The sequence below is a fragment of the Vibrio sp. Vb2131 genome, from assembly GCF_033338535.1.
In the GTDB taxonomy this organism is placed as follows: domain Bacteria; phylum Pseudomonadota; class Gammaproteobacteria; order Enterobacterales; family Vibrionaceae; genus Vibrio; species Vibrio alginolyticus.
In genome coordinates, this window is sequence record NZ_JAWOSW010000021.1 from 68,560 (window position 1) to 81,578 (window position 13,019).

At 47.5% G+C, this 13,019-nt stretch carries 15 protein-coding genes; 8 read left to right on the forward strand and 7 right to left on the reverse strand.

Features of this window, described 5'->3' with window-relative positions:
• Positions 1 to 8 precede the first annotated feature (8 nt).
• The 4 genes from trkA to def all read right to left on the reverse strand — a co-directional run bounded on the left by trkA (position 9) and on the right by def (position 4,312).
• On the reverse strand, positions 9 to 1,385 hold the full coding sequence (gene trkA / locus R7E38_RS19420; RefSeq protein WP_005379062.1) for a Trk system potassium transporter TrkA: 1,377 nt from the start codon (positions 1,383 to 1,385) through the stop codon (positions 9 to 11).
• A 63-nt stretch (positions 1,386 to 1,448) separates the two neighbouring features.
• A complete protein-coding gene (gene rsmB / locus R7E38_RS19425; RefSeq protein ID WP_226084082.1) occupies positions 1,449 to 2,732 on the reverse strand; it encodes a 16S rRNA (cytosine(967)-C(5))-methyltransferase RsmB in 1,284 nt (427 codons plus the stop codon).
• Between the two features lie 80 nt (positions 2,733 to 2,812).
• Positions 2,813 to 3,760, reverse strand: coding sequence for a methionyl-tRNA formyltransferase (fmt, locus tag R7E38_RS19430; protein WP_226084081.1), 948 nt, complete (start codon positions 3,758 to 3,760; stop codon positions 2,813 to 2,815).
• Between the two features lie 33 nt (positions 3,761 to 3,793).
• Positions 3,794 to 4,312, reverse strand: coding sequence for a peptide deformylase (gene def / locus R7E38_RS19435; protein ID WP_005379068.1), 519 nt, complete (start codon positions 4,310 to 4,312; stop codon positions 3,794 to 3,796).
• A gap of 138 nt (positions 4,313 to 4,450) precedes the next feature.
• On the opposite strand from def, the gene R7E38_RS19440 reads away from it, so the two are divergent.
• The 4 genes from R7E38_RS19440 to R7E38_RS19455 all read left to right on the forward strand — a co-directional run bounded on the left by R7E38_RS19440 (position 4,451) and on the right by R7E38_RS19455 (position 7,766).
• Positions 4,451 to 5,545: a LysM peptidoglycan-binding domain-containing protein gene (locus R7E38_RS19440; RefSeq protein WP_132937258.1), complete on the forward strand. Its 1,095-nt coding sequence runs from the start codon at positions 4,451 to 4,453 to the stop codon at positions 5,543 to 5,545.
• Positions 5,529 to 6,638, forward strand: coding sequence for a DNA-processing protein DprA (gene dprA, locus R7E38_RS19445; protein WP_017821579.1), 1,110 nt, complete (start codon positions 5,529 to 5,531; stop codon positions 6,636 to 6,638). The genes R7E38_RS19440 and dprA overlap by 17 nt, the downstream gene beginning before the upstream one ends.
• A gap of 2 nt (positions 6,639 to 6,640) precedes the next feature.
• On the forward strand, positions 6,641 to 7,120 hold the full coding sequence (locus R7E38_RS19450) for a DUF494 family protein (protein WP_033906575.1): 480 nt from the start codon (positions 6,641 to 6,643) through the stop codon (positions 7,118 to 7,120).
• A 76-nt stretch (positions 7,121 to 7,196) separates the two neighbouring features.
• A complete protein-coding gene (locus R7E38_RS19455) occupies positions 7,197 to 7,766 on the forward strand; it encodes a type I DNA topoisomerase (RefSeq protein ID WP_226084080.1) in 570 nt (189 codons plus the stop codon).
• 65 nt (positions 7,767 to 7,831) lie between these two features.
• Here R7E38_RS19455 and R7E38_RS19460 read toward each other — a convergent pair whose 3' ends face one another.
• Together R7E38_RS19460 and purE are read right to left on the reverse strand one after the other, a co-directional pair.
• The gene (locus tag R7E38_RS19460) at positions 7,832 to 8,965 is read right to left on the reverse strand and encodes a 5-(carboxyamino)imidazole ribonucleotide synthase (protein ID WP_226084079.1); all 1,134 of its coding nucleotides are present in this window, start codon (positions 8,963 to 8,965) and stop codon (positions 7,832 to 7,834) included.
• Positions 8,966 to 8,969: 4 nt separating this feature from the next.
• Complete coding sequence (gene purE, locus R7E38_RS19465; protein WP_226084078.1) at positions 8,970 to 9,455, reverse strand: 5-(carboxyamino)imidazole ribonucleotide mutase; 486 nt, start codon at positions 9,453 to 9,455, stop codon at positions 8,970 to 8,972.
• Positions 9,456 to 9,654: 199 nt separating this feature from the next.
• On the opposite strand from purE, the gene R7E38_RS19470 reads away from it, so the two are divergent.
• The 4 genes from R7E38_RS19470 to R7E38_RS19485 all read left to right on the forward strand — a co-directional run bounded on the left by R7E38_RS19470 (position 9,655) and on the right by R7E38_RS19485 (position 12,379).
• Positions 9,655 to 10,212 carry an L-threonylcarbamoyladenylate synthase gene (locus R7E38_RS19470; protein WP_005379084.1) on the forward strand — a complete coding sequence of 186 codons (558 nt, stop codon included), beginning with the start codon at positions 9,655 to 9,657 and terminating at the stop codon, positions 10,210 to 10,212.
• 47 nt (positions 10,213 to 10,259) lie between these two features.
• A complete protein-coding gene (gene hemF, locus R7E38_RS19475) occupies positions 10,260 to 11,177 on the forward strand; it encodes an oxygen-dependent coproporphyrinogen oxidase (RefSeq protein ID WP_017821583.1) in 918 nt (305 codons plus the stop codon).
• 101 nt (positions 11,178 to 11,278) lie between these two features.
• Complete coding sequence (aroE, locus tag R7E38_RS19480) at positions 11,279 to 12,112, forward strand: shikimate dehydrogenase (RefSeq protein WP_226084077.1); 834 nt, start codon at positions 11,279 to 11,281, stop codon at positions 12,110 to 12,112.
• A gap of 3 nt (positions 12,113 to 12,115) precedes the next feature.
• A complete protein-coding gene (locus tag R7E38_RS19485; RefSeq protein ID WP_005379090.1) occupies positions 12,116 to 12,379 on the forward strand; it encodes a DUF1488 domain-containing protein in 264 nt (87 codons plus the stop codon).
• Positions 12,380 to 12,386: 7 nt separating this feature from the next.
• Here R7E38_RS19485 and R7E38_RS19490 read toward each other — a convergent pair whose 3' ends face one another.
• The gene (locus R7E38_RS19490) at positions 12,387 to 12,935 is read right to left on the reverse strand and encodes a gamma carbonic anhydrase family protein (protein ID WP_005379096.1); all 549 of its coding nucleotides are present in this window, start codon (positions 12,933 to 12,935) and stop codon (positions 12,387 to 12,389) included.
• Positions 12,936 to 13,019: the final 84 nt, after the last annotated feature.

Here is a 13,019-nt window from a genome sequence, read left to right on the forward strand (position 1 = left end):
GGAAAATCCTAGAGGAAGAATGGACTCGGCTGGAATAGCGCTTCGACGTCTGATACGTATTTTTTGTTGACCAGGAACATCACCACATGGTCATCCTGTTCGATGACCGTACGGTCGTGGGCAATAAGAACTTCTTCGCCACGAACGATAGCACCAATGGTGGTCCCAGGTGGAAGCTTTATATCTCCAATCGCACGTCCAACCACTTTAGATGTACTTTCATCACCGTGAGCGACGGCTTCAATCGCTTCCGCAGCGCCGCGGCGAAGTGAGGACACGTTTACGATATCAGCGCGACGAACGTGCGTTAGCAAGGCTGAAATAGTGGCTTGCTGAGGTGAGATTGCTACATCAATTACGCCGCCTTGTACCAGGTCTACATAAGCGCCACGTTGGATCAGCACCATCACTTTTTTAGCGCCCATGCGTTTTGCCAACATTGCAGACATGATGTTGGTTTCATCTTCGTTGGTCAGCGCGATGAAGACGTCGACTTGGTCGATGTTCTCTTCCGAGAGAAGCTCTTGGTCTGCCGCATCACCGCAGAACACGATGGTGTTTTCTAGTTGCTCAGAGAGCTTTTCTGCACGCTGGTAGTTACGCTCAATCAGCTTCACGCTGTAAGTTTGCTCTAGGCGTTTAGCCAAGCTTGCGCCGATGTTACCCCCGCCAACAATCATGATGCGGCGGTACGGTTTTTCTAGACGCTGAAGCTCACTCATCACTGAGCGAATATGATTACTTGCTGCAACGAAGAACACTTCATCGTCGGCTTCAATAATCGTGGTGCCTTGTGGGCGAATCGGGCGACCCTGGCGGAAAATAGCCGCCACACGGGTATCGATGTGCGGCATGTGCTCACGCAAAGCAGACAGCGCATTACCCACCAGCGGGCCACCATAGTAGGCTTTCACCGCCACTAGGCTGACTTTCTGTTCAGCAAAGCTCACCACTTGCAGCGCGCCTGGGTATTGGATCAGACGTTCGATGTAGCTCGTGACGAGTTCTTCTGGTGCGATAAGGTGATCAACAGGAATAGCGCCAGATTTAAACAGGGCTTCTTTTTCTGCCAAGTATTCTGGAGAGCGAATACGTGCAACGCGGTTTGGGGTATTGAATAGAGTGAACGCGACCTGACAGGCAGCCATGTTGGTTTCATCAGTGTTGGTTACTGCGACGAGCATATCGGCGTCTTGCGCGCCAGCTTCATGCAGCACGTCTGGGTGGCTCGCATGGCCATTGACCACACGCAGGTCGTATTTGTCCTGCAATTCACGCAGTCGGTCGGCATTATTGTCGACGATGGTGATGTCGTTGTTTTCACCCACTAGGTTTTCTGCCAGTGTGCCGCCAACCTGACCTGCACCAAGAATAATGATCTTCATACTCTTTTCTCGTATCTGAAAAAGGCGATTGAAATCACTTCAATCGCCCTATTTAGCATGCTGTTACGCGTGTGTTTTAGTTAGCACTGCGTAGTAGAAACCATCCATATCTTCTTCGCCTGGTAGAATTTGACGACCAGGCTGGTCGGGATCAGAATCCAGCAGTTGCGCATCCGCGGTACGTGCTAAAAACGCTTTTACTTGCTCCACGTTTTCTTGCGGTGTGATTGAACAAGTCGCGTAAACCATGGTGCCGCCGGGCTTCAGTTGCGTCCACATGGCATCAAAAATTTCACTTTGTAGCTCTGCTAATGCGGCGATGTCGTCTGCACGACGTAGCCATTTGATGTCTGGGTGACGACGAATCACGCCAGTCGCAGAACATGGGGCATCCAGCAAAATGCGATCAAATTGCTCGCCTTGCCACCATTCTTGTGGATTACGCGCATCACCGCAAACCACTTTTGCCTGAAGGTTGAGACGCTTCAGGTTTTCATGCACACGTTTCAAGCGTGTGTCGTCGCAGTCAATCGCGACCACTTCACTGCCCGACGTGCGCTCTAGAATGTGCGCCGTCTTGCCACCTGGCGCAGCACAGCAATCTAAAATCCGTTCGCCGTCTTGTGGTTTTAGATAGTTGATCGAGAGCTGCGCTGCCGCATCTTGTACCGAAACCCAACCTTTATCAAAACCAGGTAGCGTCATCACGTCACATGGTGCGGCCAATTTTATGGCGTCCATTGCTTCTGTGTGTGGCGTGCTATCAATGTTTTCATTTTTGAGCAGCGCAAGGTATTCATCACGAGTGTGGTGTTGGTGATTTACACGGAGCCACATTGGTGCTTTTTGGTTGTTCGCTTCAACTATGCTTTCCCATTGCTGTGGGTAGGCCTCTTGCAGCAGTTTTAGTAACCAGCTTGGGTGACCGTACTTGCCAGCGTTGTTGCTGACGGCCATTTGGTCGAGTTCTTCTTGGTTGCGCTGGTAGTTACGCAATACCGCGTTAATCAAACCACGCAGACGAGGACCTTTCAGCTCTTTAGTGCCTTCAACCGTTTCACCGACAGCTGCGTGCGCAGGAATGCGCATGAAGCTCAGTTGGTAAATACCAACCAGAATTAGGTGATGGAATACACGTTGTTTGCCTTTGAGCGGCTTATCCATCAACTGGTTTGCGATCATTTCTAGGCGAGGTAGGTAACGTAGCGCACCGTAACAGATCTCTTGTAGCAGAGCGTGGTCACGAGGTCGTACCGTTTGTTGAGCCGCTGGAAGAGCGCTTGAAAGTGAGTGGCCCTTGTCGACGACAAGATACAGGACGTTAGCAGCCGCAGCGCGAACATTCATGATGAGTACCTTAAAGTAAAGGAGGGCATCTCTGCCCTCTAAAAGTTCGTATTATTGGGGATAATAGCCCCTAGTATGGCTTAAACCAGCAGAGTGCCGACTTCAAACCAAGCTGCACGTGAGTTCAGAATATCCTGAACTGACATGGCTTTTTTGCCAGGAACTTGCAGTTGCTCTAGCACCAGTACACCGTTGCCTGTCGCAACATAGATACCGGTTTTATCTGCTTGCACGATGGTGCCGGCTGGCTTGTCACTGGTTTGCTCTGCCACACGGCTTTGCCATACTTTGATGCTGTTTTCTGCCGCCTCAAAGTGGCTCATTGGCCATGGGTTAAATGCACGAACGCAGCGCTCAATGTGCGCCGCATCGTCGTTCCAGTTGATGCGTGCTTCTTCTTTGCTGAGTTTTTTCGCATAGTTCGCTAGCTCATCGTCTTGCTTCACTGGCACTGCTTTACCCGCAGCAATGTCTGCTAGGCAGTCAATCAGGGTTTCTGGACCAAGCTCAGCCAATTTTTCATACATTGAAGCGCTGGTATCTGTCGCTTCGATTGGCAGAGTTGCAATCTTCAGCATATCACCAGTGTCGAGACCGATGTCCATCTGCATGATGGTCACGCCAGTTTCTGCATCGCCCGCCCAAATAGAGCGTTGGATTGGAGCCGCACCACGCCAACGAGGTAGGATAGAACCATGTACGTTGATACAACCCAGTTTAGGGGTATCAAGAACCGCTTGTGGCAGCAGCATACCGTACGCCACGACAACCATGAGGTCGGCGTTCAGATCGGCAAGTTCTTGTTTCGCTTCGTCGGACTTAAAGCTTTCAGGTTGGTAAACCGGGATATTGTGTTCTAGCGCCAGTTGTTTTACCGGTGGCGCAGCCAATTTTTTGCCACGACCCGCTGGACGATCTGGGTTTGTGTAAACCGCGATGACTTCATGCTCCGAAGACAACAACGCCGCCAAGTGACGGGCGGCGAAATCCGGAGTACCTGCAAAGACAATTCGTAAAGACTGACTCAAGGTAGACTTCCTTCTAATTGGTATGGTTCGAGATTAAGCGTTTTGCTGCTTCTCGTTAAAGCGTTTGATTTTCGCTAGCTTGTCCTGAATGCGTTTGCGTTTCAGTGGCGATAGGTAATCCACGAACAGCTTACCTTGTAAGTGATCAAGCTCGTGTTGAACACAAATCGCTAGCAGGTCGTCGGCTTCAAAGGTGAACTCTTTGCCATCACGATCCAGTGCTTTTACGGTAACTTCTGCAGCGCGAGGCACAAGTGCGCGTGCACCTGGTACCGACAGACAGCCTTCTTCGATGCCATCTTCGCCACGCTTTTCCAGAATCTCAGGGTTGATTAGCACCATCGGCTCATCGCGAGTTTCTGAAATATCAATCACTACGATACGTTTGTGGATATCAACCTGCGTTGCAGCAAGGCCAATACCTTCTTCGTCGTACATGGTTTCAATCATGTCATCGACGATTTTTTGAATCTCAGGGGTCACCGCTTCAACAGGCTTTGCGACTGTGCGCAGGCGATCATCCGGGAATGTTAATACTTGTAATACAGACATATTCACTCGAAATATTGAACTGTGCCGAAACAGCACAAACCTTGTTGGCTCAATTCTAGACATTTTATAGCCTAAATGACAGCATCCTTGCACCAATTTCCATTCTGGTTCCTGCTTAATAGACCAAGGACGAGGGTCATGAATCGAATTTTCCGCAACGTTGCCAGTGTTACGTTGCCGTTACTTTTCTCTTTCAACGCTGTAGCAAATATGGATGCGAACCCACTGACTGTTAAAGATGATGCGCCACAAACGTATGTAGTCGTGAAGGGCGATACGCTATGGGATATTTCGGCCATGTACTTAGATAGCCCGTGGTTGTGGCCTCGTTTATGGCAAGTAAACCCGGAAATCGATAACCCTCATTTAATTTATCCCGGAGACAAGCTGTCTTTGGTGTGGATTAACGGTCAGCCCGTGTTGAGCCTAAAACCGGTTAAGAAGCTGAGCCCGAAAGCTCGCATCACAGAAAAGAAAGCCGTACCAACGGTCGCGGAAGGTTTGGTGATGCCTTACCTTAAATCGGATCGGTTGCTAGATAAAGATTCGTTGAACAGAGCAGCAAAAGTGATGGGTAGCAGCAAAGGCAGTAAGTATCTGACTGCAGAAGATGTGCTGTATATCAATGGCAATCAGACCGCGACAGGTTGGGCTATTTACCGACCAGTAGCTACCTTTTCGCGTGACGATGTGTCCGAAGAGATTACCGCGCTGCGTTTGATTGCCAAAGGCGAGCTCGTTGAAGCTTCGAGTGATTACTCAGGTTTGAAGCTTACATCGCAAATGCAAGAAATCCTACGTAACGATATCGCGTTGCCAAATCAATCGGTTGAGAATACTGACTTCACGACTACGTTCTATCCGCTGCCGTCTCCACAAGGCAGTTCTGCAAAGTTGCTAGGTAATATCGAAGGTATTCGCTTTAGTTCAACTAACCAAGTCGTGGTGATTGATAAAGGCACGTCAGACAATCTGAAGCAAGGCAGTGTGTTTGATTTAAAAGAAGACGCGCACCCAGTTTACAAAGACGGCGATGAGTTCAAGAAAGAGTTTGGCGTGCTTGATAAGAAAATTACTTTGCCTCAAAGCAAAGTTGGTGAGTTGCTGGTCATTCGTCCTTATGAGTACTTTAGCTTGGCACTGATCACTAACAGTACTAAACCCATTAACCAAGATATTTCGGTGGTGTCACCGTTGGCGGACGAATTAACCATCGATGAATCGACGAAATAACGATGATCTCGCTGCCTGGTTAAAACTGAGTTGTTTACCAGGCATTGGCGGCGTCAAAATGAATAAGCTACTGGCAAGAGACACGCCACGTAACATCGTAAACTTCTCTCCTGAACAGCTACAACAACTTGGGTTAACAACTAAGCAAATTCAAGCTTGGGCTTCAACAGATAAAGAAGTCGATGCTTGTTTAAGCTGGCTTGAGGCTTCTACAAATCATCATATCCTGACACTGACTGACCCGCGTTATCCACCTCAACTCAAACAAATCGTTGCACCGCCACCTCTACTTTTTGTTCAAGGAAACCCTACTTGTCTCTCTCAGCCACAAATCGCGATGGTTGGCAGTCGAAATGCGAGTATTGATGGATTACAGCATGCACGTCAGTTTGCTGCAGAGTTTGTTCAGCACGATTTTATTGTCACCAGTGGTCTCGCTTTAGGCATTGATGGTCATGCGCATGATGGTGCGTTGCAAGCCGGTGGTAAGACGATTGCGGTGCTAGGATCTGGTTTAGCAAATATTTATCCAGCACGTCATCGTAGTTTAGCGCAACGTGTTATTGAACACGGGGCTTTGGTGTCTGAGTTTCGGCCTAATGCCAAGCCGCGCCCAGAAAACTTCCCGCGTCGTAATCGTATTATTAGTGGATTATCGCTTGGTGTACTGGTCGTCGAGGCGGCGAAAAAGAGCGGCTCGTTAATTACAGCTCGTTACGCGCTTGAGCAAGGTCGAGAAGTATTTGCGCTGCCAGCGTCAATCAATGCCCCCAATGCCTGCGGTGGAAACCAGTTGATACGTCATGGCGCTTGCCTCGTAGAAAAGACGAAAGATGTCTTAGATGAAATACAGTCCTTGCTTGATTGGTCTATTAATCAGAGTACCGATTTATTTTCTACGTTAAATGATGAAGAAGAATTGCCATTTCCTCAGCTGTTAGCTAACGTAGGAAGTGAAGCTACACCGGTTGATATTCTTGCAAACAGGACCAATATACCTGTCCAAGAAGTCATGATGCAGCTCTTAGAGTTAGAACTCTCTGGGCATGTCGTTGCGGTTTCAGGTGGCTATATTCGAAAGGGGAGGGGCTAGCTATGATGATGGATATACTGATGTATCTATTCGAAACCTACATCCATAGCGATGCAGAGTTACAGGTCGAACAAGACGAGTTGGAAGAAGAGTTGCTTCGTGCAGGCTTCCAACAAAAAGATATCTACAAAGCCCTTGTCTGGTTAGAAGAGCTTGCCGCATTGCAGCAAAGTGACACCTCTTCTGCAATCTCGACTTGCATGGCTTCGTCATCAACTCGTATCTACACAGCGAAAGAGACGCAGCGTTTAGATTTGGAATGCCGAGGATTTCTATTGTTTCTCGAGCAAATCAATGTGTTAACCACAGAAACTCGCGAAATGGTGATTGACCGAGTGATGGGATTAGAAACGAGTGAGTTTGAGCTTGAAGACCTCAAATGGATCATTCTGATGGTGCTGTTTAATGTGCCTGGCAACGAAAACGCTTACACGCTAATGGAAGAGCTGTTGTACACCAAGGAACAAGGGATTCTTCACTAACCACCTGGGCAAGTTCGAGTTTAGCTAGAATAAACGCGAGCTTGTCTTTTTTTGTGTTTTTCACGAAACGGTAAGTATGAGTAGTAAAATCGACAACACCCTTTTCTCTGCCCATGAACACGCTTTGGAACACGAGCCGTGCCCTAAATGTGGCAGCGAGTTGACCCTCAAACATGGCAAACACGGCCCCTTTCTTGGCTGTAGCCACTACCCAAGCTGTGATTACATTAAACCGCTACACAGCAATGATGGGCACATCGTGAAAGAGTTGGGTGTGCCTTGTCATGAGTGTGGCAATGAGTTGGTACTCCGCCAAGGGCGCTACGGTATGTTCGTTGGTTGTAGCCATTACCCGGCTTGTCATCATATTGAGTCGATTAATCAACCTGAGCCAGAGGCGCAGTCACAAGAGCAACACGCTTGCCCTGAATGTGGCAAAGGACATTTGGTGGAGCGTAAAACCCGATTTGGCAAAACATTCTACGCATGTGATAACTACCCTAAATGCAAATTTGCAGTGAATCTCCCTCCGGTTAAAGGGAGATGCGAAGAATGTGGTTTTACTTTGTTGGTGGAGAAGAAACTCGCCAGTGGTGTGAAATTGCAATGTGCCAACCGTAAGTGCCAGCACACCCAGCAAGGTTAAATGAATTAAAGGAATTGAAAAGGGTCGCATCGTGCGACCCTTTTTTGTTTTTTTGCTGCCAAACGTTAGTGTTGAGGCTGTTTAGCGAACGCTTGCACGGCTGGGAAAGCTATTGGGTCTAAGATGTCTGCCAGGGCGCACAACCTACGGTGCAATTCTCCTGGGTAGTCGCCACACACGTTGATGTGTCCCATCTTGCGACCTGCACGTTTCTCTTTGCCATACCAATGAAGGTGGCAACCATCCATTGATAACAATGCATCTGGTAGTGTGTCTTCACCAAGAATATTGATCATTGAGGTTTCACGAACCAATTTCGTACTACCTAATGGTAAGCCGCACACTGCGCGCAGATGGTTTTCAAACTGACACGTTTCTGCACCTTGCTGTGTCCAGTGACCAGAGTTGTGCACGCGTGGAGCAATCTCATTCACTAAAAGTGCCCCATCGACATCAAAGAACTCAAGCGCTAATACGCCAACGTAATCTAGGCTATCTGCGACAGCCGTGAACATTTGCTTTGCTTGTTCCTGTAACCCTGGCGCATCAATCGCAGTAGAAAGACTCAATACACCGTTGGTGTGAACATTCTCTGCCAGAGGGTACACTTCCACACTGCCATCTTTGCTTCGAGCACCAACCAGTGATACTTCGCAGTTAAAAGGAACAAACTCTTCAGCAACAATCGCTTGAGTTGGTGTTGCCGCGATGCACTCTGCCATCTCAGTCCAAATGTCGTCGACTTGAGAAGCTTCTTTTAAGCGCCATTGGCCTTTACCATCGTAGCCACCCAATGCACTTTTCAGAACCATTGGCATACCAACGTGTTCAATTGCGCGGTCAAAGTCTTCACGAGTTTCAATGACGTAGTATTTCGCGTTGCGCACGCCAGCATCATCAAGCAGTGCTTTTTCAATACGGCGATCACCACCTGCTTTGATGGCTTGCGTACTTGGTAGGAACTTGCCGCTCGCTTCGCAAACTTTGAGCACGTCATGTGGAATATGCTCGAACTCGGCAGTAATCACATCAACTTGCGTAATCGCATTTTCCAAGCCATGGCCAAGTACCTGTTGAGTTAAAGGGTGGACGACATCACCGCTGCTGACATCGTAAGCTGAAATTTGAATATTCAGTGGCGCACCAGCCAGAGACATCATACGAGCCAACTGACCCGCACCAAGAACCAGTACATGCATCTGATTAATCCTCTGCAGGGTTTGGATTTGCGAGAACTGTTTCCGTTTGCTCATTACGGAATGCTTCTACCTTCGCCATGATGTTTTCATCATGAGTGCCTAGGATTTGCGCTGCTAGGATACCGGCGTTTGCTGCTCCCGCTTCGCCAATCGCCAATGTACCAACCGCAATTCCCTTTGGCATCTGTACAATAGAAAGCAGTGAATCCATACCTTTCAGTGCACGAGACTGAACGGGAACCCCAAGCACTGGCAAACTAGTAAACGCCGCCGCCATACCTGGTAGGTGGGCTGCACCACCTGCGCCTGCGATGATAACTTTGATGCCGCGTTCTTTTGCGCTACTAGCGTAGTCAGCCAGTAATTGAGGAGTTCGGTGTGCTGACACGACTTTTGTTTCGTAAGGCACGCCAAATTGCTCTAGCATGTCCGCTGCTAGTTTCATGGTTGGCCAATCGGATTTAGAACCCATGATGATACCGACTTTCATCTCAAACTCCTTTAAGCTGCAAAAATTAGGTGAGCTATAAATTTGTGCGCATTATACGGGGATTTTTATCTCAAGCAAACGTTTGCGTCTTGTTGTTGGCGCTATTGATACATTTTATAAAAAAATTGCTTTAGTGTCTGAGAATGAATATTTGTACACTTAGTGAAAACAACACAGTCAAACAAATAGGAAGTAATCGGTGGATAACTTTGAACAAGTGCTCAACGCACTCAAGCAAGGCGAAGTGATTGCCTATCCAACAGAAGGGGTTTTTGGTGTCGGATGTGATCCAGATAACCCAGAAGCAATTCAAAAGCTATTAGAGCTCAAGCAGCGTCCGGTAGAAAAAGGGCTGATTCTCATCGCGGCAAGTTATGATCAGCTCTTGCCTTATATTGATGAATCTCAGTTGACTGAAGAACAATTACAGACTGTTCATGCCACTTGGCCAGGCCCATACACTTGGATCATGCCAGCGAGCGATAAAGTATCCAACTGGGTTTCAGGGCAGTTTGATTCAATTGCGGTTCGTGTGACTGATCATCCTTTGGTGCAAAAAATGTGTAATGCATTCGGAAAGCCGTTAACCTCTACCAGCGCGAATCTTTCCGGCTTACCACCGTGTATGACCACGGAAGAAGTCGAAGAGCAGTTGGGTGATAAGCTGGTCGCCATTCTTCGTGGCGAGACCAGCGGTCGTGATAAACCCAGCGAGATTCGTGACGCCAAAACTTCACAAATATTAAGACAGGGTTAACCCTGCTAGCCAGCCATCATTAGGTTTCACGTAATAGGTAATAACATATGTCAGCGATCGATAAGCACGCCGTAAAGCAGTTCTTGATGTCACTTCAGGACTCCATTTGTCAGCAGTTAGAACAAGAAGATGGAAAGGCCGTCTTTGTCGAAGATGCATGGCAACGTGAAAAAGGAGAGCGACTGGGTGGCGGTGGTCGCTCACGTGTTTTGCGTGATGGCCTTGTTTTCGAGCAGGGAGGCGTGAACTTCTCGCATGTGGAAGGGAAAGAAATGCCAGCATCTGCGACAGCGCATCGCCCAGAGCTAGCGGGTCGTCGTTTTGAAGCGATGGGTGTTTCTTTGGTTATTCACCCTAAAAACCCTTACGTACCGACTTCACACGCCAATGTCCGCTTCTTTATTGCAGAAAAAGATGGCGAAGACCCAATTTGGTGGTTTGGTGGTGGTTTTGACCTAACGCCGTTCTATCCATTTGAAGAAGATTGCCAATCATGGCACGACACTGCAAAACTGCTTTGTGCGCCATTTGGTGACGATGTTTACCAAGAGCATAAAGCATGGTGTGACAAATACTTCTTCCTACCACATCGTAATGAAACTCGCGGTGTTGGCGGTTTGTTCTTTGATGATCTAAACCAGTGGGAATTTGATAAGTGTTTTGCTTACATCAAAGCAGTGGGTGAAGGCTATTGCCAGGCTTACTTGCCGATCGTTTCTCGTCGTAAAGAGATCAAGTATGGTGAGCGTGAGCGTGAATTCCAACTATATCGTCGCGGCCGTTACGTAGAGTTCAACTTAGTGTATGACCGTGGCACCTTATTTGGTTTACAAAGTGGTGGGCGTACTGAGTCGATTCTGATGTCAATGCCGCCGCTCGCTCGCTGGGAGTACTGCTACGAGCCAGAAGCGGGATCGCCAGAAGCTGAACTTTACGAGCGATACCTAACGCCCCGAGAGTGGTAAGCACGGAATCTCCTTTTCTATATAGATAGATAGTGATAGGGTCATCTGTAATCAGGTGGCCCTGTTTTCTCTATATCTAAGTAAGGAACAAAGGTAAGGAAATGACCCAGCAAATCGATCGCTATGCCGTGTTTGGTAATCCTATCGGACACAGTAAGTCGCCATTCATTCACACCTTGTTTGCTCGTCAAACTAATCAATCTTTGGTGTATACCGCAGAAAGTGCACCTGTTGATGGTTTTATTGACGCGGCGAAGGTGTTTTTTGCTGAAGGTGGCAAGGGGTGCAACATCACTATGCCATTTAAAGAAGATGCTTATCAATTTGCTAGTCGATTGACAGAACGGGCTCAGTTAGCAGGCGCGGTAAATACCCTCAAGAAGTTAGACGATGGTGAAATCATCGGTGACAACACTGATGGTGCAGGTTTAGTGCAAGATCTGCTTCAGCATCAGGTTGTATTGGAAGGTGAGCGAATCCTAATTATTGGTGCTGGTGGTGCAGCTCGTGGTGTTATTAAGCCACTACTCGATCAAAAGCCGACCTCTTTAACCATTACCAACCGTACCTTTAGTAAAGCACAAGAGCTCGCAGAGCTGTTTGTCTCTCACGGTCCTATCCTCGCCAAAGAGATGGCAAGTATTGATGAAGAGTATGATGTCATCATTAACTCCACATCCGCTTCTCTTAGTGGTGAACTGCCGACTATTTCATCCTCCATCTTTGCCGCTAACAGTACAAGCTATGACATGATTTATGGCAAAGGGGTGACGAGCTTTAACTTATGGGCAAAAGAGAATGGTGCCGCTCATGCGTATGACGGTCTTGGAATGTTAGTTGGGCAGGCTGCGGAAAGCTTTATGCTCTGGCGTGGCTTACGTCCTGGTGCCAAACAAATTCTCAGAGAACTAAGAAAGAATCTTGAAGGTCAATAAGCGATGAATCAATCCATCTTATTCCCAGATATTCAATCATGGGATGAAGTATCACAATCGGTAAACTTTTCGGCGCAACAATCAGGCGCACTAATAGAGTGCTTTGTGACGAAACAAAAGTTAGAAAAGCTCAGTGGTTCACTGATTGAAACTGAGCAAGCGGCAATTAAAGTGTTTACTGATTACAGATTCGACCTAGAAGAAATGGCTGAAGAGCTAATAGAAGATGAAGCCTTCAACGAAGAAGGCCATATCATCATCGGTTAACAGGGTTTTAGTTCAAGTCTTTTACTTCATTTAAGTAGTCGTTTTTGTTCTGCACATAGTTGTTGGCAGACTTTTGCAAGAAAGCTCGTTCTTTTTCTGATAGAGGGCGAGCTTGTTTTACTGGGCTTCCAACATATAAGTAGCCACTTTCTAATACTTTCCCAGGTGGCACTAAACTGCCTGCTCCGATCATCACCTCTGACTCAATTACAACAGCATCTAAAACAATAGCTCCCATACCAACCAAAACACGATCGTGGATCTCACAACCGTGCAGCATCACTTTGTGGCCAATCGTAACGTCATTACCAATAATCAATGGGTAGCCGTTTGGGTTTTCGGCGTTCTTATGGGTGACATGCAAAACACTGCCATCTTGAATATTCGTTCGATCACCAATGTGAATGTGGTTTACATCGCCTCGCGCTGCTACCAATGGCCAAATGCTAGAATCATCGCCAATTCGGATATCACCGACTAAAACAGAGGTTGGGTCAACGTAAACACGCTCACCAAGTTCAGGCTTTATACCTTTGTAGCTTCTCATTGAGCTCATCTTTTTTCCTTATTCAGGGCGATTACAGGGTGTATGGAGGTAGAATAGTAGTGAAAACTCGCCTTTTAGAATAAAAAACACCCA

Bases quoted from the DNA above. Each gene is read 5' to 3' on its own strand.
- R7E38_RS19455 (WP_226084080.1), top strand. From the start codon at position 7,197: ATGAGTAGTAAAATCGACAACACCCTTTTCTCTGCCCATGAACACGCT.
- rsmB (WP_226084082.1), bottom strand. From the start codon at position 2,732: ATGAATGTTCGCGCTGCGGCTGCTAACGTCCTGTATCTTGTCGTCGAC.
- hemF (WP_017821583.1), top strand. From the start codon at position 10,260: ATGTCAGCGATCGATAAGCACGCCGTAAAGCAGTTCTTGATGTCACTT.
- R7E38_RS19440 (WP_132937258.1), top strand. From the start codon at position 4,451: ATGAATCGAATTTTCCGCAACGTTGCCAGTGTTACGTTGCCGTTACTT.
- dprA (WP_017821579.1), top strand. From the start codon at position 5,529: ATGAATCGACGAAATAACGATGATCTCGCTGCCTGGTTAAAACTGAGT.
- R7E38_RS19450 (WP_033906575.1), top strand. From the start codon at position 6,641: ATGATGATGGATATACTGATGTATCTATTCGAAACCTACATCCATAGC.
- purE (WP_226084078.1), bottom strand. From the start codon at position 9,455: ATGAAAGTCGGTATCATCATGGGTTCTAAATCCGATTGGCCAACCATG.
- aroE (WP_226084077.1), top strand. From the start codon at position 11,279: ATGACCCAGCAAATCGATCGCTATGCCGTGTTTGGTAATCCTATCGGA.
- trkA (WP_005379062.1), bottom strand. From the start codon at position 1,385: ATGAAGATCATTATTCTTGGTGCAGGTCAGGTTGGCGGCACACTGGCA.
- R7E38_RS19485 (WP_005379090.1), top strand. From the start codon at position 12,116: ATGAATCAATCCATCTTATTCCCAGATATTCAATCATGGGATGAAGTA.
- def (WP_005379068.1), bottom strand. From the start codon at position 4,312: ATGTCTGTATTACAAGTATTAACATTCCCGGATGATCGCCTGCGCACA.
- R7E38_RS19490 (WP_005379096.1), bottom strand. From the start codon at position 12,935: ATGAGCTCAATGAGAAGCTACAAAGGTATAAAGCCTGAACTTGGTGAG.
- R7E38_RS19460 (WP_226084079.1), bottom strand. From the start codon at position 8,965: ATGCATGTACTGGTTCTTGGTGCGGGTCAGTTGGCTCGTATGATGTCT.